Consider the following 20,910-nt stretch of genomic DNA (forward strand, 5'->3'; position numbering starts at 1 on the left):
TAGGGCGTTTAGTACGTGGTCGTAGACCCGAAACCAGGTGATCTACCCATGTCCAGGGTGAAGTTCAGGTAACACTGAATGGAGGCCCGAACCCACGCACGTTGAAAAGTGCGGGGATGAGGTGTGGGTAGCGGAGAAATTCCAATCGAACCTGGAGATAGCTGGTTCTCCCCGAAATAGCTTTAGGGCTAGCCTTAAGTGTAAGAGTCTTGGAGGTAGAGCACTGATTGAACTAGGGGTCCTCATCGGATTACCGAATTCAGTCAAACTCCGAATGCCAATGACTTATCCTTAGGAGTCAGACTGCGAGTGATAAGATCCGTAGTCAAGAGGGAAACAGCCCAGATCGCCAGCTAAGGTCCCAAAGTGTGTATTAAGTGGAAAAGGATGTGGAGTTGCTTAGACAACTAGGATGTTGGCTCAGAAGCAGCCACCATTTAAAGAGTGCGTAATAGCTCACTAGTCGAGTGACTCTGCGCCGAAAATGTACCGGGGCTAAATACACCACCGAAGCTGCGAATTGATACCAATGGTATCAGTGGTAGGGGAGCGTTCTAAGTGCAGTGAAGTCAGACCGGAAGGACTGGTGGAGCGCTTAGAAGTGAGAATGCCGGTATGAGTAGCGAAAGACGGGTGAGAATCCCGTCCACCGAATGCCTAAGGTTTCCTGAGGAAGGCTCGTCCGCTCAGGGTTAGTCAGGACCTAAGCCGAGGCCGACAGGCGTAGGCGATGGACAACAGGTTGATATTCCTGTACCACCTCTTTATCGTTTGAGCAATGGAGGGACGCAGAAGGATAGAAGAAGCGTGCGATTGGTTGTGCACGTCCAAGCAGTTAGGCTGATAAGTAGGCAAATCCGCTTATCGTGAAGGCTGAGCTGTGATGGGGAAGCTCCTTATGGAGCGAAGTCTTTGATTCCCCGCTGCCAAGAAAAGCTTCTAGCGAGATAAAAGGTGCCTGTACCGCAAACCGACACAGGTAGGCGAGGAGAGAATCCTAAGGTGTGCGAGAGAACTCTGGTTAAGGAACTCGGCAAAATGACCCCGTAACTTCGGGAGAAGGGGTGCTTTCTTAACGGAAAGCCGCAGTGAATAGGCCCAAGCGACTGTTTAGCAAAAACACAGGTCTCTGCGAAGCCGTAAGGCGAAGTATAGGGGCTGACACCTGCCCGGTGCTGGAAGGTTAAGGAGAGGGGTTAGCGTAAGCGAAGCTCTGAACTGAAGCCCCAGTAAACGGCGGCCGTAACTATAACGGTCCTAAGGTAGCGAAATTCCTTGTCGGGTAAGTTCCGACCCGCACGAAAGGTGTAACGATTTGGGCACTGTCTCAACCAGAGACTCGGTGAAATTATAGTACCTGTGAAGATGCAGGTTACCCGCGACAGGACGGAAAGACCCCGTGGAGCTTTACTGTAGCCTGATATTGAATTTTGGTACAGTTTGTACAGGATAGGCGGGAGCCATTGAAACCGGAGCGCTAGCTTCGGTGGAGGCGCTGGTGGGATACCGCCCTGACTGTATTGAAATTCTAACCTACGGGTCTTATCGACCCGGGAGACAGTGTCAGGTGGGCAGTTTGACTGGGGCGGTCGCCTCCTAAAGTGTAACGGAGGCGCCCAAAGGTTCCCTCAGAATGGTTGGAAATCATTCGTAGAGTGCAAAGGCATAAGGGAGCTTGACTGCGAGACCTACAAGTCGAGCAGGGACGAAAGTCGGGCTTAGTGATCCGGTGGTTCCGCATGGAAGGGCCATCGCTCAACGGATAAAAGCTACCCCGGGGATAACAGGCTTATCTCCCCCAAGAGTCCACATCGACGGGGAGGTTTGGCACCTCGATGTCGGCTCATCGCATCCTGGGGCTGTAGTCGGTCCCAAGGGTTGGGCTGTTCGCCCATTAAAGCGGTACGCGAGCTGGGTTCAGAACGTCGTGAGACAGTTCGGTCCCTATCCGTCGTGGGCGCAGGAAATTTGAGAGGAGCTGTCCTTAGTACGAGAGGACCGGGATGGACGCACCGCTGGTGTACCAGTTGTTCTGCCAAGGGCATAGCTGGGTAGCTATGTGCGGAAGGGATAAGTGCTGAAAGCATCTAAGCATGAAGCCCCCCTCAAGATGAGATTTCCCATAGCGTAAGCTAGTAAGATCCCTGAAAGATGATCAGGTTGATAGGTTCGAGGTGGAAGCATGGTGACATGTGGAGCTGACGAATACTAATAGATCGAGGACTTAACCATATAATATGAAGCTAATGTTATCTAGTTTTGAAGGAATATACCTTCATAGTTTGGTGATGATGGCAGAGAGGTCACACCCGTTCCCATACCGAACACGGAAGTTAAGCTCTCTAGCGCCGATGGTAGTTGGGACCTTGTCCCTGTGAGAGTAGGACGTCGCCAAGCAAGCTAAAACACAAGTCTTTTGACTTGTGTTTTTTTGTTTTTAAACAGTACATGAAAGAAGTAAAGGGAATACATAAGTAATACAAACACGTTGCCCAAGAATAAATCATATTATATAAAAAATTGATGTATATTTTCCGGAAATTTGTTAAGGAATAGAGGTATATAATATGTTTATTTAAAAAGGGAGGAAAGATTATGAAATTACCAAGTGAAATTTGCATCGTTTGTGAGACAAAAAGAGGGGAAGGAATATATGTATATAATAATTTAATATGTTACGAGTGCGAAAGAAATCTGGTGAATACTGAGACAACTGACCCGAAGTATATACATTATTTAAAACAACTGCGAAAATTAGAAGTATCATATTTTTAAATAGGCATTATGCCTATTATTTTTTTTGCCCTAATATCTGTATAATAGATACAGAATGAATAATAAGGAAGAGATATATATGAATCAAAATCGTATGCCTTTATATGAGGCGCTAATGGAATTTAAAGAAAGGCGACTACTATCTTTTCATGTTCCAGGTCATAAGAATGGTTTAAACTTCCCTCAGAAAGCTTCAGGGGGGTTTAAGGACATATTATCAATTGATGTAACAGAGTTAACAGGATTAGATGATTTACATAGCCCGTTTGAATGTATAGATGAAGCACAGCAATTATTAGCTGAAGTATATGGCGTGCACAAAAGTTATTTTTTAATTAATGGTTCAACAGTTGGAAATTTAACAATGATTTTGTCTTGCTGCGGCGAACATGATATTGTCCTCGTACAAAGAAATTGTCATAAATCGATCATTAATGGTTTGAAATTAGCAGGGGCTAATCCGGTCTTTTTAAATCCATGGATTGATGAAGTACATAACGTACCAGTAGGTGTTCATGATGAAATTATTAAGGAGGCAATTACAAAGTATCCAAATGCAAAAGCACTTATTTTAACACATCCTAATTACTATGGTATGGGAATTGATTTAGAGGCAAGTATCGCTTACGCACATGCACATAAAATTCCTGTTCTAGTAGATGAAGCCCATGGGGCGCATTTTTGTATAGGGGACCCCTTCCCGAAGTCAGCATTAGTTTATGGTGCGGATATTGTGGTTCATTCCGCACATAAAACATTACCTGCGATGACAATGGGATCTTATTTACATATAAATAGCCGTTTGGTGAGCGAAGAAAAAGTTTCTTCCTATTTAAGTATGCTACAATCTAGTAGCCCATCGTATCCAATTATGGCTTCTCTTGATATAGCACGTTTTGCAATAGCAGTTATAAAGGAAGAGGGTCATGATGAAATCGTTGAGTTTTTACGCCGATTTAAAGAAGGATTGCGATCTATCCCACAAATAGCCATTTTGCAATATCCATCGCAAGATGAATTAAAAGTTACGGTGCAAACTCGCTGTCAGTTATCGGGGTATGAATTACAGTCTGTATTTGAAAAAGTCGGTATATATACGGAAATGGCAGATCCATATAACGTCCTATTTATATTACCGTTACAAGTAAATGAGGGGTATATGAAAGCTATAGAGATCATTCGATTAGCTATGCAGCAATATAAGGTAAAAGACAAGATAGCATCAATTCGTTATACTTATAAAGGGGAGATTTCCCCTTTACCGTATACGTATAAACAATTAGAGAGATACGAAACGAAGTTAGTATCTATAGAAGAAGCCGTTGGTATGATAGCTGCAGAAATGGTGATTCCGTATCCACCTGGAATTCCATTGATCATGTATGGAGAGAGAATTACTCAAGAACATACAAAGCAAATTACTCATTTAGAGAAAACAGGGGCTCGTTTTCAAGGTAGTACGAAATATATGAACGTGTATGATATAGAAAGTAGGTTTTAGGATGAAGGGATTATTTGTAACAATTGAAGGGCCAGAAGGTTCGGGTAAAACAACATTAATTAAAAGTTTATTACCATATTTTGAGCAAAAGGAACAAAAGGTAATGGCGACCAGAGAACCGGGTGGTATTGCAATTTCTGAAGATATTAGAACAATTTTACATAAACAAGAGTATACGATGATGGAAGCACGTACAGAGGCGCTCTTATATGCTGCTGCACGTAGACAACATTTAGTGGAAAAAGTTATGCCAGCACTTGAGGAAAACTATCTTGTACTATGTGATCGTTTTATAGATAGCTCTTTAGCATATCAAGGATATGCAAGAGGCTTAGGTATGGATAAAGTATTTGAAATTAATCGTTTCGCAACGGAAGATTGTATGCCTAGTTTAACAATCTATTTAGATATTGAGCCAGAGGTAGGTTTAGCACGAATTGGAAAAGATGCAGGACGTGAAGTAAATCGACTAGATATGGAAGATATCTCTTTCCATAAACGTGTGCGTGAAGGGTATTTACAAGTTGTAGAGCGTTTCTCTAATCGCGTTGTATTAGTAAATGCTGATCAACCAATGAAAAAACTTATAGAAGAAGTTGTTCAGATTATAGAAGATAAATTGTTATAATAGAAGGAAAGAATGAAATAAGTGAGGTATGCAGTATGATAAATACGTGGGAGCAGCTTTCTGCTATACAGCCCATCGGTGTCAAAATGTTGATGAATAGCATTGCAAAAGAGCGTATATCCCACGCTTACTTGTTAGAGGGAGGGAAAGGGACTGGGAAGTTCGCCACAGCAATTCAAATGGCAAAAAGTTTTCTCTGTTCACAAAGAAATGGTGTAGAGCCTTGTCATGTATGTACGAATTGTCGCCGAATTGATTCAGGTAACTACCCAAACTTATATATTGTAAAACCCGATGGATTATCTATTAAAAAACAGCAAATTCATGATTTACAAGAAGAGTTTTCAAAAACAGGATTAGAAGCAAATAAAAAAGTATATATTATTGAGCATGCAGATCGTATGACAGCAAATGCAGCGAATACGCTCTTAAAGTTTTTAGAAGAACCAAGTAGTGATACAACAGCTATTTTACTTACTGAACAAAGTCATCAGATTTTAAATACAATCTTATCGCGTTGTCAAGTTGTTACGTTTAGGCCGTTGCCTACAGAATCTTTAATTAAGAGGTTAGAGGAAGAAGGTATTACAGTTTCTTTATCTACACTTGCTGCGCAGCTTACAAATAGTTTTGAAGAAGCTTTATTAATGTGTAATGATGAATGGTTTGCACAAGCGAGAGCTTTAGTGATAAAATTATGTGAAGCGCTCGAAAAAGATAAGGCCTCTATTTTTTTTGTACAAGAAAAATGGGGGAAGCACTTTGGAGAGAAAGAACAATTACAGCAAGGCTTAGATATGTTACTCCTTATTTATAAGGATTTATTATATGTTCAACTTGGAGAAGAAGATCGTCTTGTTTTTCATGAGCAGAAAGAGATGTTTGAATGCTTTTCTTATGCTCAGAAGCGCATTGTATCAGCTCTCTTTAATATATTAGAGGCAAAAAATAGAATCAACGCTAATGTAAATGCGCAGCTTGTGTTCGAACAGTTAGTGTTGCGGTTGCAGGAGGGATGACCGTTTTGTATGATGTAGTAGGTGTTCGCTTTAAGAAGGCCGGAAAGGTATATTACTTTGATCCAAATCAGTTCGATATCTCAGAAAATGAGTTTGTAATTGTAGAAACGGTAAGAGGTATTGAGTACGGAAAAGTAGTTATTACCAAAAAGCAAGTTGATGAAAATGACGTTGTATTACCGCTAAAAAAAGTTATTCGTATTGCAAATGAAAATGATCGTACCATTGTTGAAGAGAATAGGCATGCTGCGAAAGAAGCATATCAAGTTTGTCAACAAAAGGTAGGAGAACATAATCTTGATATGAAGCTTGTAGATGTAGAGTATACGTTCGATCGTAATAAGATTATTTTTTACTTTACTGCGGATGGTCGGATTGATTTCCGGGAACTAGTGAAAGACTTAGCGGCAATTTTTAGGACAAGAATTGAGCTGAGACAGATCGGGGTTCGTGACGAAGCAAAAATGCTTGGTGGTATTGGTCCATGTGGTCGTATGCTTTGTTGTTCTACTTTTTTAGGAGATTTTGAACCTGTATCCATTAAAATGGCAAAGGATCAAAATTTATCATTAAATCCTGCAAAAATCTCTGGTTTATGTGGTCGCTTAATGTGTTGCTTAAAATATGAGAATGATGAATATGAGGCAGCAAAGGAACAACTTCCTGATTTAGATCAACGTATACAAACACCGCACGGTACTGGCCGTGTTATCGGATTAAATATTTTAGAAAGATTAATTCAAGTGGAACTAGTAGACAAGGAACGGATAGTAGAATATACGTTAGATGAATTAATGAATAAAGGGGTCGTTTCGAGTCAAACCACAGATTAATGAGGTGGGTGCTTGTGGAGAAAAAGGATATTTTTGCATCGGTTTCTAGTATGGAAGAGCAAATTGGACATTTATACAAACAGTTGGGAGAATTAAAACAACATCTTGCAGAATTATTGGAAGAAAACCAACATATAAAAATGGAAAATGAAAATTTGCGACATCGTTTTGAAGAAGTGCAGAACAAGGAAAAACAAAAAACTCAAAAACGCAAAGAAATGAAGGCGAAGACAGATATTGGTGAAGGCTACGATAATCTAGCGAGACTATATCAAGAAGGTTTTCATATTTGCAATCTACATTATGGAAGTGTACGTAAAGAGGGAGATTGTTTATTCTGTCTGTCATTTTTAAATAAAAAGTGAGATTACCTTTCCAATATAATTGGAAAGGTAATTTTTTATACATGAGAGTAGAATGAAATTTATTTTTACATTAATAGAAGATGAAATAGGGTAGGTTAAGTGTAAGAAAGGGAGCAATATATGAATTTATATGAAGATGAGCGTTTAGATTACTTATTAGCGCAAGATATGAAGATTGTACAAAGTCCATCAGTATTTAATTTTTCTTTGGATGCTGTTTTACTTGCAGATTTTGCTTGGGTGCCAATTCAAAAAGGTAATTTACTTGATTTGTGTACAGGTAACGCAGTTATCCCTCTTTTATTAAGTACAAGGACAAAAGGGAAAATTACAGGTGTAGAAATTCAAGAGCGCTTATATGATATGGGAATAAGAAGCGTTCAATACAATAATTTAGCAGAAAGAATTCATTTAATCCATGGAGATTTGAAAGATATGCCGGAGAAACTTGGACGTCATCAATATGATGTTGTAACATGTAATCCTCCTTATTTTCAAACACCACAAACTTCTGAGAAGAATATGAATGAACATTTAGCGATAGCTCGTCATGAAATTATGTGCACACTAGAAGATGTTGTATACGCAAGTAGCCAGCTAGTGAAGCAGGGTGGGAAAGTAGCGTTTGTACATCGTCCAGGTCGTTTGCTCGACATCGTCACATTAATGCGTAAATACAAAATTGAACCGAAACGTGTGCGATTTGTTTATCCTAAGGCTGGTAAAGAAGCGAATACATTGTTAATTGAAGGAATTAAGGATGGGAATGCTGATTTAAAAATCTTACCACCTCTTTTTGTATATGAAGAAAACAATGAATATACAAAGGAGCTTCGTTCAATTTTATATGGAGAAGAATAAGCATTGTTTTTATGTGGTGGAGTGTTCTGATGGAAGTTATTATGCTGGATACACGAATCATATAGAAAAACGGATTCAGACCCATAATAGTGGAAAAGGTGCTAGATATACACGCGCTAGACTTCCAGTTGTTTTAAAATATGTAGAGGATCATGAGGATAAACGAACGGCTATGCAAGCTGAGTATCACTTTAAGCAGTTAACGAGGGAAAAAAAAGAAGAATATATGCAAAAAGGAGAACGCTATGTGGCAGCAAAAAAGCTTTCAGCAAAATGAAAAGGGAGTTTTATATTTAGTACCGACTCCAATCGGAAATTTAGAGGATATGACATTTCGTGCAATCCGAATTTTAAAAGAGGCAGACATTATTGCAGCGGAAGATACAAGGCAAACGAAGAAACTTTGTAATTACTTTGAAATTGAAACACCAGTTATGAGTTATCATGAGCATAATAAAGGAGTAAGTGGACGGAAAATTTTAGATAAGTTAGAAGAAGGTAAGACTGTAGCCATTGTGAGCGATGCTGGTATGCCATGTATTTCAGATCCTGGTTATGATATCGTTGTAGAGGCTGTAGCAGAAAAATATCATGTTATCCCGCTTCCTGGGGCAAATGCAGCCCTTACAGCATTGATTGCATCAGGACTTGAGACAAAACATTTTTATTTCTATGGTTTCCTGCAAAGAAATAAAAAGGGACGTAAGCTTGAATTAGAAAAACTACGCTATATTCCAACTACAATGATGTTTTATGAGGCGCCACATCGTTTAGATGATACTTTAATCTCTATGCAAGAAGTATTAGGAAATAGGGAAATCGTATTATGTCGTGAGCTAACGAAAAAATTTGAAGAATTTATTCGTGGAACAATTGAAGAAGCGATTGAGTGGACGAAGCAAAATGAAGTTCGTGGTGAGTTTTGTATTTTAGTAGCAGGTTCAACAGAAGAACCTACTCCAGAAGAACAATGGTGGGAAGCTATTTCAGTATATAATCATATTGAACATTATATAAATGAAAAAGGTATGAATTCAAAAGAAGCGATAAAAACAGTCGCTAAAGATCGAGATTTGTCGAAACGAGACGTATATCAAATCTATCATGTGGATAAAAAATAAGCTTCTCATAATTGAGAAGCTTATTTTGCTGTTTCGATATAATCTTGAAGTTCGTTTAAGACTTGTTCAGCGCCTTCTTTACTTAAGATAATTTTACCTTCAGCTAAAGATAGGTTACCATCAGATACTTCACCAGTTACTTGGCAAGTCATGTTTGGTTTATATTTCTTTAAGATGATTTTTTCATCATCAACGTAGATTTCAAGAGCATCCTTTTCTGCAATACCTAAAGTACGGCGTAATTCGATTGGAATTACTACACGACCCAATTCATCAACTTTACGAACGATACCAGTAGATTTCATAATTCTTTTCCTCCTAAATAAATAGTTTATAAGTTTCGAGTCTATTTTTTTGATTCGTCATTTTTCGACAAAATACCCTATGGACATATGATACCAATCATTTACATTTCCGTCAATTATTAAATTCTATATTTTTAAAAAAGATTTATAGATTTTTATACTTCTTATATATGATAGAATGTAAGTCATTTCTACAATTGTTTTGTATTATTTTTTGTAATGTTTATACTTTTCGGGAAATATATTGTATATTTTTTTTGAATATGAGTAATAGATGATAAAGATATCGAGCATTAACTCGTTTTTATCCCGCTATTTGCGAGCAGTAAGACTCCCACTTTAAAATTTAGCCAGAGCAAAGAAGTTAAGTGGGAGTCGGGCTGCTCGTAAAAGCCCGATTGGTGTGGGCTAATAATCCATGGGGGATGAACCCTCCCCACGGATTAAAGTTTCACTTTATATATGAGTTTTTGATATACTGTTTATAAATACATATGAGGTTATTCGGGAGGTCCAAAACGATGAAAGAGGAAAATAAGTCCTTTTATATTACTACCCCAATTTATTATCCAAGTGGAAAGTTACACATTGGACATGCTTATACGACAGTAGCAGGAGATGCGATGGCACGATATAAGCGTATGCAAGGATACAATGTTCATTATTTAACAGGAACTGATGAGCATGGACAGAAGATCCAAAAGAAAGCAGAAGAACTAAATGTTACACCACAGGCATATGTGGATAACATTGTATCAGGGATTAAAGAACTTTGGGAGAAGATGGATATCTCTTATGATGATTTTATTCGTACAACTGAAGATCGTCATAAAGATGTTGTTGAGAAAATCTTCAAGCAGCTAGTAGATCAAGGCGATATTTATCTTGATGAATATGAAGGTTGGTATTCTGTACAAGATGAAACATTCTATACAGCGCATCAATTAGTAGATCCAATTATGGAAGGTGACAAAGTAGTTGGTGGAAAAAGCCCAGATAGTGGTCACGCTGTAGAACTTGTTCGCGAAGAGTCTTATTTCTTTAGAATGGGTAAATATGTAGACCGACTATTAAAGTTCTATGAAGATAACCCACATTTCATTCAGCCGGAGTCCCGTAAAAATGAAATGATTAATAACTTCATTAAACCAGGATTAGAAGATTTAGCTGTTTCTCGTACTTCATTTGACTGGGGAGTTCGTGTTCCAGGTAACCCAAAACACGTTATTTACGTATGGGTAGATGCGTTGTCTAATTACATTACTGCATTAGGATATGGAACAGAAAATGAAGAGAAGTATAAAAAATTCTGGCCAGCAGATGTCCATTTAGTTGGGAAAGAAATCGTTCGTTTCCACACAATTTATTGGCCAATTATTTTAATGGCTTTAGATTTACCACTTCCGAAGAAAGTCTTTGCTCATGGCTGGATTTTAATGAAGGATGGAAAAATGAGTAAGTCAAAAGGAAACGTAGTAGATCCAGTTACACTAATTGATCGTTACGGATTAGATGCATTGCGTTACTACTTACTTCGCGAAGTTCCATTTGGATCTGATGGAGTATTCACACCAGAAGGATTTGTTGAACGAATCAACTTTGATTTAGCGAATGATTTAGGTAACTTATTAAATCGTACAGTAGCTATGATTGATAAATACTTTAACGGGGAAATCCCTGCATTTAAAGCAAATGTAACTGAGTTCGATGAAACGTTAGTGACATTTGCCAAAGATACATTGAAAAAAGTAGAAGAGGCAATGGAGAATATGGAATTCTCTGTAGCGCTAAGTTCCATTTGGCAATTAGTTAGCCGTACGAACAAATATATTGATGAAACGCAGCCGTGGGTATTAGCGAAGGATGAGAATGATCGCGAAAAACTTGCGTCTGTAATGGCCCACTTAGCTGAGGTACTTCGTCAAACAGGTATTATGCTTATGCCATTCCTAACAGTAGCACCAAGTAAGATGTTTGCTCAACTTGGACTTACTGAAGAGGCGCATAAATCTTGGGAAAGCCTATCTACAATTGGATGTATTCCAGCTGGAACAAAAGTAGAAAAAGGAAATCCAATCTTCCCTCGTTTGGAAATGGAAGTAGAAGTGGGGTATATTAAAGAACAAATGCAAGGTTCTGCTCCTAAAGTAGAAGAGAAAAAAGCAGAAGAACCAAAGGCAGAAGAAATTACAATTGATGATTTCTTTAAAGTAGAATTACGAGTAGCTGAAGTAATATCCGCTGAACCTGTGAAAAAAGCAGATAAGTTGTTAAAAATTCAGCTTGATTTAGGTACAGAGAAGCGCCAAGTGGTTTCTGGGATTGCTAAATTCTATTCCCCAGAAGAACTAAAAGGTAAAAAGGTTATTTGTGTAACGAATTTAAAACCTGTAAAATTACGTGGTGAATTATCACAAGGTATGATTTTAGCAGGTGAAGAGAATGGCGTATTGTCATTAGCATCAATTGACCAGAATTTACCAAATGGTACAAAAATCAAGTAATTGAGACAAGAAAAGAGATGTTTCACGTGTAACATTGGTGAAGCGTCTTTTTTCTTTTTACATTCCGTTTTTTGCATTAAAATTGAAGTATTGTTATCGTTAAGTTAGAAAGAGTGTAGTTTTTCTATGAGAGAATTGATTTCAATATAAAAGGAGTTATTTATTATGTTGTTTGATACACATTCACATTTAAATGCAGAGCAATTTGAAGAAGATTTACAAGAAGTTATCGCGAGAATGAAAGAAGCGGGAGTTACATATACAGTTGTTGTTGGATTTGATGAAGTAACGATAAAGAAAGCAATTGAATTAGCAGAGGCTTATGATTTTATTTACGCTGCAGTTGGATGGCATCCTGTTGATGCAATCGATATGAAAGAAGAACATTTAGCTTGGTTAGAAGAATTAGCGGCTCATCCTAAAGTAGTTGCAATTGGGGAAATGGGATTAGATTATCACTGGGATAAGTCTCCAAAAGAAATACAGAAGGAAGTATTCCGTAAACAAATTGCATTAGCGAAAAAGGTGAAATTACCGATTATTATACATAACCGCGATGCAACTCAAGATATTGTTGATATCCTAGAGGAAGAGAATGCAGCTGAAGTAGGGGGCATTATGCATTGCTTTAGCGGTAGTGTAGAAGTAGCGCAGCGATGTGTCGATATGAACTTTTTAATTTCATTAGGTGGGCCAGTAACATTTAAAAATGCCAAGAAACCGAAAGAAGTTGCTATGGAGATTCCGTTAGAAAAATTATTGATAGAGACAGATTGCCCGTATTTAACACCACACCCATTTCGAGGGAAACGAAATGAACCTAGTTATGTAAAACTGGTAGCAGAAGAAATTGCGAATTTAAAAGGAATTTCTTATGACGAAGTAGCACAAGTAACAACAAAGAATGCCAAATCCTTATTTGGTGTTGAATAAAAAAGAATGGGGAGTCCCATTCTTTTTTTGTTTTTTGAGAAGAGAGATAGTAGAAGTGATAAGAACCCACTATTTACTCATAACATAAGTGTAGAAATATTGCGGATAAATTAAGATGGAGATAGAAGTGTTACAATAAGGATAGTGAACAAAGATTTTTCTCTTCTACTTTTTAAAATGTACGATTGGGAAAATAATAATGGAAAATTCGTCATTTTTTTGTTTTACTAAGTAGAGATGAAAAGAGTGTGGAGGCAAGCATGAAAATTAAAGAGATTATCGTTGTAGAAGGTAAAGATGATACAGTTGCGATTAAACGTGCTGTTGATGCGGATACAATCGAAACGAACGGTTCAGCAATCGGTGATCACGTTATTGAGCAAGTTAAATTAGCGCAGCAAAAACGAGGCGTTATTATTTTCACAGATCCGGATTATCCTGGAGAGCGTATTCGAAAAATTATTTCTGACAAGGTTCCTGGATGTAAGCATGCTTTTTTAACGAAGGAAGAAGCACTTGCTAAAAGGAAAAAAGGTGTTGGAATCGAACATGCTTCTAATGAGTCGATTCGCCGTGCTTTAGAGAATATACATGAAGAAATGGAAGCTTACACAAGTGAAATTAGTTGGAGTGATCTAGTCGATGCGGGCTTAGTGGGCGGAGAAATGGCAAAGAGTCGCAGAGAAAGAGTGGGTAAGCTATTAAAGATTGGTTATACAAACGCAAAACAGTTACATAAACGTTTACAAATGTTTCAGGTTTCAAAGGAATCATTTGCAGAAGCTTATAAGCAAGTAATACAGGAGGAAAAAAAATGAAGGATATCGCAACACCAAATCGTACGAAAGACATTGTTGAAAAGTATGGATTTTCATTCAAAAAAAGTTTAGGACAAAATTTTTTAATTGATACGAATGTATTAAATCGTATCGTTGATCACGCAGAAATCGGTTCAGAAAGTGGCGCAATTGAAATTGGACCAGGTATCGGTGCGTTAACAGAGCAATTGGCGAAGCGTGCTAAAAAAGTAGTGGCTTTTGAAATTGATCAGAGATTATTACCAATTTTAGACGAGACGTTAGCTCCATATAGCAACGTTACAGTTATAAATAAAGATGTACTAAAAGCAGATGTACATGAAGTGTTTAGTGAGCAATTTGAAGAAGGACAAGATGTAATGGTAGTAGCTAACTTACCATACTATATTACAACGCCAATTTTATTTAAATTGCTTGAAGAAAAATTACCGGTTCGTGGATTTGTTGTTATGATGCAAAAAGAAGTTGGGGATCGTTTAGCTGCTAAACCAGGCACGAAAGAGTATGGTTCTTTATCAATTGCCATTCAGTATTATACAGAGGTAGAAACAGTTATGACTGTACCGCGTACAGTGTTTGTGCCACAACCAAATGTTGATTCTGCGATTATCCGTCTTCTAAAGCGTCCTAAACCAGTTGTAGAAGTGACAGATGAAACTTTCTTCTTTGAAGTAGTACGAGCGAGTTTCGCACAGCGTCGTAAAACTTTAATGAATAATTTATCAAATAATTTAAATGGTTTCCCGAAAGATAAAGAGCTGTTGGATCGAATTTTGACAGAAGTAGGAATTGATCCGAAGCGAAGAGGCGAAACGCTATCTATCGAAGAGTTTGCAACATTAAGTAATGCATTAATTCTTCATAAATTGTCATAAGAATATGAAAGGGACAGTTCAACTTGAGCTGTCCCTTTTGTCACCTTTCCTTTCCTAAATTCATACTTTAAAAACAGGTAAGATGGCCTAACGAGTTTGGAGTTTGGAGGTAGGAGAATGGATTTACATGTTGGAGAATTAGTTGAACGATATTCTCATAATAGGGATATTCTTTTTCGTATTATAGAAATAAAAGGCGATATGGCAATATTATTTGGAGAGGAAATTAGACTTGTGGCGGATGCACCACTTGCAGATTTAGTTAGTATAGATCAACGAGAACATAAAAATAGAGTGAAGCGTGAAAAAGAAACGATGGAGCGTACTTACCGGTTGTTTCAGCAAGATTACGTGTTGATGAAACAAAGACATGAACATAATTCAACTGGTGGATATACAAGTGAAGTGAATTATTTTCAAATGCCAGGACGTGTATTGCATATAGATGGAGATCCTTTATATTTGCGCAAGTGCTTAGATTTATATAATAAAATAGGTGTTCCTGTTCAAGGTATTCATTGTAAGGAAACGGAGATGCATGAAAAGGTAGTAGACTTAATAGATCATTTTCGCCCAGACATTTTAGTTATTACAGGACATGATGCATATACAAAGTCAAAAGGAGTTATGGGAGATTTAGCAGCATATAGACATTCTAGACATTTTGTACAGGCCGTTCGAGAAGTGCGGAAAAAGTATCCATCGTTAGATCAACTCGTTATTTTTGCTGGGGCTTGTCAATCACACTTTGAGGCGTTGATTCGGGCAGGTGCTAATTTTGCTAGTTCACCGTCTAGAATTAATATTCATGCTCTAGATCCTGTATATGTAGTTGGCAAAATTAGTTTCACTTCATTTATGGAAAGAGTAAATGTATGGGACGTTGTGCGTAATACAATTACTGGCGAAAAGGGACTAGGCGGAATTGAAACAAGAGGGATTTTACGAACAGGATTGCCCTTTCAACATTATGACGAATGAGCAAGGTACATACGTATCTTGCTTTTTTATGTGGAAATGATTTAAATGAGTCTGGATAAAAAGCGGCAAGAACGTGCAGACTATACAATGATACTTTTAGAATATAGTATTTCTTCTATCTATTTGAACGCATGATGCTTTTATAATGATATTGTCTGTGAATTGCGGTTAATAATTGGGATAGATATATCGTGTTTTAAGTGTTCAATCTAAATTACAGCGAGGTGTAGCAAAGTATATGTCAAAACGTTTAGATGAAATTAAAAGCGAATTAGATCACCATCTTGGACAGCGACTTATGTTAAAGGCAAATAGTGGGAGAAGAAAAACTGTGGAGCAATCAGGTGTACTTGCAGAAACGTATCGTTCTGTGTTTGTTGTACAATTAGACCAGCAAGAAGATGCATTGCAACGTGTATCTTATAGTTATGCAGATGTTTTAACAGAGACAGTAGAGCTAACATTTTACGATGAATCTCAAAATGAAGTATTTTATAATTAATGTATTTTTTGTTACATATATTCCCATAAATGAAAAGCTATATTATTTTGCATACTAATTATACCGTAGCAAAATAAGGAGGGACTCTGCATTGAGTAGACGAAGAGGAGTCATGTCAAATCAATTTAAAGAAGAGCTTGCAAAAGAGCTTGGATTTTATGATGTTGTTCAGAAAGAAGGATGGGGCGGAATTCGTGCGAAAGATGCTGGTAATATGGTGAAACGTGCTATAGAAATTGCAGAACAGCAATTAATGAAACGAAACCAGTAGTTGTAAGATACTTTCTATGCTACGGTAGCCGAGGAGAGATTCCTCGGCTTTTTGCACGCTAAAAGGTGCCATCATTTGACATAAGTAGTTTCATTCTGAATGCTTTTCGATATAATTAGGGAAGTGTCATCGTCTTACTATAAATTTATGGTAAAATAAACGATAAAAGATTGAGTACATAGAGTGGGTGAATAGATTGAAGCTACTAGTGAAAGCACCAGCAAAGATTAATCTGTCGTTAGATGTACTGGGAAAAAGACAAGATGGATATCATGAAGTGAAAATGATTATGACAACAATCGACTTGGCAGATCGTTTAGAGCTAACGGAATTAGCAGAAGACCGTATTGAAATTTTGTCCCATAATCGGTATGTCCCAGACGACCAACGCAATTTAGCTTATCAAGCAGCGAAATTATTAAAAGTGAAGTTTAATGTAAAAAAAGGTGTGTCTATTACTATTGAAAAAACGATTCCAGTAGCCGCTGGATTAGCAGGTGGAAGTAGTGATGCAGCAGCGACATTACGTGGCCTTAATAAGTTATGGAATTTAGGGCTAACAATCGATGAATTAGCAAAGCTTGGCGCAGAAATTGGATCAGATGTATCGTTCTGTGTATATGGTGGAACTGCTATTGCCACTGGAAGAGGAGAAGAAATTGAACATATAAAGACTCCGCCTTCTTGTTGGGTTGTTTTAGCAAAGCCCCACATTGGTGTATCTACTGCTGACGTGTACGGAAATTTAAAATTAAATCGTGTTACTCATCCAAATGTAGATAAAATGGTTGAAGTCATTAACCATGGCGATTATAAAGGAATTTGTGATACTGTTGGTAACGTTTTAGAAGATGTGACGTTTGCGATGCATCCCGAGGTTGCACGTATTAAATCACAGATGAAACGCTTTGGGGCAGATGCTGTATTAATGAGTGGAAGTGGCCCAACTGTATTTGGTCTTGTACACCATGATTCGCGAATGCACCGCATATATAACGGGTTAAAAGGATTTTGCGAGCAAGTATATGCAGTGCGTTTATTAGGAGAGCGAGAAACGCTTGAATAAAGACGTATAATAAGTTATGATTTGTTTAGAATATTCGTGATTTGAGGTGAGAGTATGAAAATTAGACGAAGTACAAGATTGGTCGATCTGACGTATTACTTGTTACAAAATCCTCGTCAGCTAGTTTCTCTCACTTTTTTTGCTGAAAGGTATCAATCGGCTAAATCTTCCATTAGTGAAGATTTAGTTATTATTAAGCAAACGTTTGAACAACAAGGTGTCGGCACATTGCAAACGGTACCAGGAGCAGCAGGAGGAGTGAAATATATTCCTTATATAAGTGAAGAAGAGGCAAATCTGATTATTAACGAGCTTTGTAGCTTATTTGAAAACCCAGACCGTATTTTGCCTGGCGGTTACTTATATATGACGGATCTTTTAAGTAATCCTCGCCAGATTAATGGCGCAGGTCGTTTATTTGCTTCTGTTTTTGCTAGGCAACCAATTGATGCGGTTATGACGGTAGCGACAAAAGGAATTCCGCTTGCTTATGCAGTAGCGAACTACTTAGATGTACCGGTAGTAATTGCGAGAAAAGATAATAAGGTAACAGAAGGACCCACTGTTAGTATTAACTATGTATCAGGTTCCTCTAAGCGAATCCAAACGATGACTTTAGCAAAGCGTAGCCTTCCAGAAGGGTCCAATGTTTTAATTATTGATGACTTTATGAAAGCTGGCGGAACCATTCAAGGTATGATGAGCATGCTAGAAGAGTTTAAAGCTAATGTTGTTGGGATTGGCGTATTAGTAGAGTCTACGGATATTGAAGAAAGACTTATTAATAACTTTGTATCATTAATTCGTCTGTCAGAAGTTGATGTGAAAGAAAAAGCGATTCAAGTGGAAAAGGGGAATTATGCACTTGCACCATTTGATAAAGGGCTTGTAGAGGCTGAGTAAAAAGGTAAAGCAGATAGCTTTACCTTTTTTTATTCCTATTTATAAATTACAAAATAGATGGACAAACTGCTTTTGGTACACTATTTTTAAAGAGTAAAAATAAATAATAAAAGGGTGAAAAGTATGAAAGTTGTTCAAACAAGCAAAGCACCACAGGCAATCGGACCATATTCACAAGGGATTATTGTAAATAACATGTTCTATAGTTCAGGACAAATTCCGTTAACGGCAAGTGGAGAACTTGTAACAGGAGATGTAACAGTACAAACAGAGCAAGTATTTGAAAATTTACAAGCGGTATTAGCAGAAGCAGGTGCTTCATTTGATACAGTGGTAAAAACAACAGTATTCTTGAAGGATATGGATGATTTTAATGCTGTTAATGAAGTATACGGTTCTTATTTCTCTACTCATAAACCAGCGCGTTCTTGTGTACAAGTAGCAAAATTACCGAAAGATGTTTCTGTTGAAATCGAAGTAATTGCCCTAGTTAAGTAACTCTTTGTAAGCGATAACCTCTACTAATCCTTATATTCAACTACAATAAAAATTTTTATCTTAAAAATTTTTAAAAAATTAAAGGAAAAATAGAAATTTTGTGGAATTTATACAAATATATCGCTTATTTAGAAAAGGGTGGTGAACACAAGATGGAAGTGACTGACGTAAGATTACGCCGCGTAAACACAGAAGGCCGCATGAGAGCAATTGCCTCTATTACTCTAGACCATGAATTTGTTGTTCATGATATTCGTGTAATTGATGGTAATAATGGATTATTTGTAGCAATGCCAAGTAAACGTACTCCAGATGGAGAATTCCGTGACATTGCACATCCAATTAATTCTAATACACGCTCTAAAATTCAAGATGCGGTTTTAACAGAGTATCATCGTTTAGGCGAGTTAGAAGAGGTTGAGTTTGAAGAAGCAGGCGCTTCGTAAAATTCGAATGAAAAGGGCTTTTGAAAGAAAGTCTTATAATTTTGTAGCAAACTCCTGTAAGCATTTACAGGAGTTTGTTTTTTTTGAATAATACACGTTTCTAATTATAAAAATTCATATTTTGAAAAAATAAAGATGAAAAACTTCTAATTTTTTCAAAATCATTTAAAATAGTATAGCTTATTCCTTAAAAAAGATACTAAAGAGTAAAACATCTTATAAGAATTATGGTAAAATTTAATAGTTATAATGTGTTTCTTGAAATATATGATGATTTAGGATAATATCGTTAATGGATAAATAGGTTGCGATGGAGGGTCTATATGTCAAACAGATTTGCAGTGATTCTAGCTGCAGGTAAAGGCACACGTATGAAGTCCAAGCTATACAAAGTGCTGCATCCTGTATGTGGAAAACCAATGGTACAACATGTAGTCAATGAAGTATCTCAATTAGGATTGCAGAAACTTGTAACAGTCGTTGGACATGGTGCTGAAAAGGTACAAGAACAGCTAGGAAACGTAAGTGAGTTTGCATTACAAGCAGAACAACTTGGTACAGCTCATGCTGTCGATCAAGCTGCAAGTGTACTTGCAAATGAAGAGGGAACAACTTTAGTTATTTGTGGTGATACACCTCTAATAACTGCTGAAACGATGGAAGCATTGCTTCAGCAACACGAAGAAGCGGGAGCAATGGCGACGGTACTAACAGCGTACATAGAAGAGCCTGCTGGATATGGCCGTATCGTTCGTAATGAGAATGGTCATGTTGAAAAGATTGTTGAGCATAAGGATGCAAATGAAAAAGAATTAGCTATTAAAGAAATCAATACAGGTACGTATTGTTTTGATAATAAAGCTTTATTTGCTTCACTTTCTAAAGTTTCAAATGATAATGTACAGGGCGAATATTACCTTCCGGACGTTATTGAAATTTTAAAAAATGAAGGTCATATTGTATCAGCTTATCAAACAGAGCACTTCGATGAAACGTTAGGTGTTAACGACAGAGTCGCTCTATCGCAAGCGGAAATTATTATGAAAAATCGTATTAACAGAAAGAACATGGTAAATGGTGTTACAATTATTGATCCAAGTAACACATACATTTCTGCGGATGCAATTATTGGTAGTGATACAGTTCTTCACCCAGGAACGGTTATTGAGGGGAACACTGTAATTGGTTCTGATTGTGAAATTGGACCGCATACAGTAATTCGCGATAGTGAAATTGGAGATCGTACGGTAATTCGTCAATCTACTGTACATGACAGCAAACTTGGTACAGAAGTATCAGTTGGTCCATTTGCACATATTCGCCCAGATTCAGTTATTGGAGATGAAGTGCGCGTTGGAAACTTCGTAGAAATCAAAAAAACTGTTTTTGGTAATAGAAGTAAAGCTTCACACTTAAGTTATATCGGGGATGCACAAGTTGGAGAAGACGTGAATCTTGGTTGTGGTTCAATTACGGTGAACTACGACGGCAAGAATAAATTTAAAACTGTAATTGGTAACGGGGTATTTATTGGATGTAATTCAAACCTTGTTGCGCCTGTAACAGTTGAAGATGGTGCTTATGTGGCAGCAGGCTCTACAATAACAGAGAATGTTCCATCAAAAGCATTATCAGTAGCACGTGCACGTCAAGTTAACAAAGAAGACTATGTTGATCAATTGCTGAATAAGAAAAAATCATAATG

The 20,910-nt window shown here is 37.4% G+C and carries 22 protein-coding genes and 2 rRNA genes (1 of these 24 only partly in view); 23 read left to right on the top strand and 1 reads right to left on the bottom strand.

Annotation, left to right across the window (positions count from 1 at the left end; translation table 11 throughout):
* The 11 genes from JFT95_RS25170 to rsmI all read left to right on the top strand — a co-directional run.
* Positions 1-2,232, top strand: a 23S ribosomal RNA gene (locus tag JFT95_RS25170); it begins 690 nt to the left of the window's first position.
* A 49-nt stretch (positions 2,233-2,281) separates the two neighbouring features.
* Positions 2,282-2,397: ribosomal RNA gene (gene rrf, locus JFT95_RS25175) — 5S ribosomal RNA — on the top strand.
* 198 nt (positions 2,398-2,595) lie between these two features.
* Positions 2,596-2,775, top strand: a complete 180-nt coding sequence (locus tag JFT95_RS25180) for a sigma factor G inhibitor Gin (protein ID WP_002130199.1) — start codon at positions 2,596-2,598, stop codon at positions 2,773-2,775.
* A gap of 79 nt (positions 2,776-2,854) precedes the next feature.
* A complete protein-coding gene (locus JFT95_RS25185; RefSeq protein WP_201053509.1) occupies positions 2,855-4,276 on the top strand; it encodes an aminotransferase class I/II-fold pyridoxal phosphate-dependent enzyme in 1,422 nt (473 codons plus the stop codon).
* Position 4,277: 1 nt separating this feature from the next.
* Positions 4,278-4,904 carry a dTMP kinase gene (gene tmk, locus JFT95_RS25190; protein WP_016093696.1) on the top strand — a complete coding sequence of 209 codons (627 nt, stop codon included), beginning with the start codon at positions 4,278-4,280 and terminating at the stop codon, positions 4,902-4,904.
* A 35-nt stretch (positions 4,905-4,939) separates the two neighbouring features.
* Complete coding sequence (gene holB, locus JFT95_RS25195; RefSeq protein ID WP_201053511.1) at positions 4,940-5,923, top strand: DNA polymerase III subunit delta'; 984 nt, start codon at positions 4,940-4,942, stop codon at positions 5,921-5,923.
* Between the two features lie 5 nt (positions 5,924-5,928).
* The gene (locus JFT95_RS25200) at positions 5,929-6,756 is read left to right on the top strand and encodes a PSP1 domain-containing protein (protein WP_002009637.1); all 828 of its coding nucleotides are present in this window, start codon (positions 5,929-5,931) and stop codon (positions 6,754-6,756) included.
* A 14-nt stretch (positions 6,757-6,770) separates the two neighbouring features.
* Positions 6,771-7,121 carry a DNA replication initiation control protein YabA gene (gene yabA / locus JFT95_RS25205; protein ID WP_002009639.1) on the top strand — a complete coding sequence of 117 codons (351 nt, stop codon included), beginning with the start codon at positions 6,771-6,773 and terminating at the stop codon, positions 7,119-7,121.
* 120 nt (positions 7,122-7,241) lie between these two features.
* Entirely contained in the window at positions 7,242-7,982 is a 741-nt protein-coding gene (locus JFT95_RS25210) for a tRNA1(Val) (adenine(37)-N6)-methyltransferase (protein ID WP_002029328.1), read from the top strand.
* Complete coding sequence (locus JFT95_RS25215; protein ID WP_201053697.1) at positions 7,969-8,259, top strand: GIY-YIG nuclease family protein; 291 nt, start codon at positions 7,969-7,971, stop codon at positions 8,257-8,259. The genes JFT95_RS25210 and JFT95_RS25215 overlap by 14 nt, the downstream gene beginning before the upstream one ends.
* Positions 8,228-9,103 carry a 16S rRNA (cytidine(1402)-2'-O)-methyltransferase gene (gene rsmI, locus JFT95_RS25220; RefSeq protein ID WP_201053512.1) on the top strand — a complete coding sequence of 292 codons (876 nt, stop codon included), beginning with the start codon at positions 8,228-8,230 and terminating at the stop codon, positions 9,101-9,103. The genes JFT95_RS25215 and rsmI overlap by 32 nt, the downstream gene beginning before the upstream one ends.
* Positions 9,104-9,123: 20 nt before the next feature.
* Here rsmI and JFT95_RS25225 read toward each other — a convergent pair whose 3' ends face one another.
* Complete coding sequence (locus JFT95_RS25225) at positions 9,124-9,408, bottom strand: transition state genes transcriptional regulator AbrB (protein WP_000843037.1); 285 nt, start codon at positions 9,406-9,408, stop codon at positions 9,124-9,126.
* Between the two features lie 521 nt (positions 9,409-9,929).
* Here JFT95_RS25225 and metG point away from each other — a divergent pair.
* The 12 genes from metG (at position 9,930) to glmU (ending at position 20,908) form a co-directional block, all read left to right on the top strand.
* Positions 9,930-11,912, top strand: coding sequence for a methionine--tRNA ligase (gene metG / locus JFT95_RS25230; protein WP_002029324.1), 1,983 nt, complete (start codon positions 9,930-9,932; stop codon positions 11,910-11,912).
* A gap of 165 nt (positions 11,913-12,077) precedes the next feature.
* Entirely contained in the window at positions 12,078-12,845 is a 768-nt protein-coding gene (locus tag JFT95_RS25235) for a TatD family hydrolase (protein WP_002009645.1), read from the top strand.
* A gap of 260 nt (positions 12,846-13,105) precedes the next feature.
* Positions 13,106-13,663 (top strand): ribonuclease M5, encoded by a 558-nt coding sequence (gene rnmV / locus JFT95_RS25240; protein ID WP_002029323.1) that lies wholly within the window; start codon positions 13,106-13,108, stop codon positions 13,661-13,663.
* Positions 13,660-14,538, top strand: coding sequence for a 16S rRNA (adenine(1518)-N(6)/adenine(1519)-N(6))-dimethyltransferase RsmA (gene rsmA, locus JFT95_RS25245; protein ID WP_002091590.1), 879 nt, complete (start codon positions 13,660-13,662; stop codon positions 14,536-14,538). Before rnmV ends, rsmA begins: the two co-directional genes overlap by 4 nt.
* A 117-nt stretch (positions 14,539-14,655) precedes the next feature.
* Positions 14,656-15,519, top strand: a complete 864-nt coding sequence (yabG, locus tag JFT95_RS25250; protein ID WP_002009651.1) for a sporulation peptidase YabG — start codon at positions 14,656-14,658, stop codon at positions 15,517-15,519.
* A 238-nt stretch (positions 15,520-15,757) separates the two neighbouring features.
* Positions 15,758-16,021 carry a biofilm formation stimulator Veg gene (gene veg / locus JFT95_RS25255; RefSeq protein WP_002009653.1) on the top strand — a complete coding sequence of 88 codons (264 nt, stop codon included), beginning with the start codon at positions 15,758-15,760 and terminating at the stop codon, positions 16,019-16,021.
* Between the two features lie 91 nt (positions 16,022-16,112).
* Positions 16,113-16,292: an acid-soluble spore protein SspF gene (gene sspF, locus JFT95_RS25260; RefSeq protein ID WP_002094215.1), complete on the top strand. Its 180-nt coding sequence runs from the start codon at positions 16,113-16,115 to the stop codon at positions 16,290-16,292.
* A 196-nt stretch (positions 16,293-16,488) separates the two neighbouring features.
* Positions 16,489-17,358 (top strand): 4-(cytidine 5'-diphospho)-2-C-methyl-D-erythritol kinase, encoded by an 870-nt coding sequence (gene ispE, locus JFT95_RS25265; protein ID WP_012260164.1) that lies wholly within the window; start codon positions 16,489-16,491, stop codon positions 17,356-17,358.
* A 54-nt stretch (positions 17,359-17,412) separates the two neighbouring features.
* The gene (purR, locus tag JFT95_RS25270) at positions 17,413-18,261 is read left to right on the top strand and encodes a pur operon repressor (protein WP_002091587.1); all 849 of its coding nucleotides are present in this window, start codon (positions 17,413-17,415) and stop codon (positions 18,259-18,261) included.
* Positions 18,262-18,384: 123 nt separating this feature from the next.
* Complete coding sequence (locus JFT95_RS25275) at positions 18,385-18,759, top strand: RidA family protein (protein WP_000869819.1); 375 nt, start codon at positions 18,385-18,387, stop codon at positions 18,757-18,759.
* 152 nt (positions 18,760-18,911) lie between these two features.
* The gene (spoVG, locus tag JFT95_RS25280) at positions 18,912-19,205 is read left to right on the top strand and encodes a septation regulator SpoVG (RefSeq protein WP_000454042.1); all 294 of its coding nucleotides are present in this window, start codon (positions 18,912-18,914) and stop codon (positions 19,203-19,205) included.
* 323 nt (positions 19,206-19,528) lie between these two features.
* Positions 19,529-20,908: a bifunctional UDP-N-acetylglucosamine diphosphorylase/glucosamine-1-phosphate N-acetyltransferase GlmU gene (gene glmU / locus JFT95_RS25285; protein WP_002091584.1), complete on the top strand. Its 1,380-nt coding sequence runs from the start codon at positions 19,529-19,531 to the stop codon at positions 20,906-20,908.
* The last annotated feature ends 2 nt before the right edge of the window (positions 20,909-20,910 follow it).

It is taken from the genome of Bacillus sp. TH17 (assembly GCF_016651125.1).
Taxonomy (GTDB): domain Bacteria; phylum Bacillota; class Bacilli; order Bacillales; family Bacillaceae_G; genus Bacillus_A; species Bacillus_A mycoides.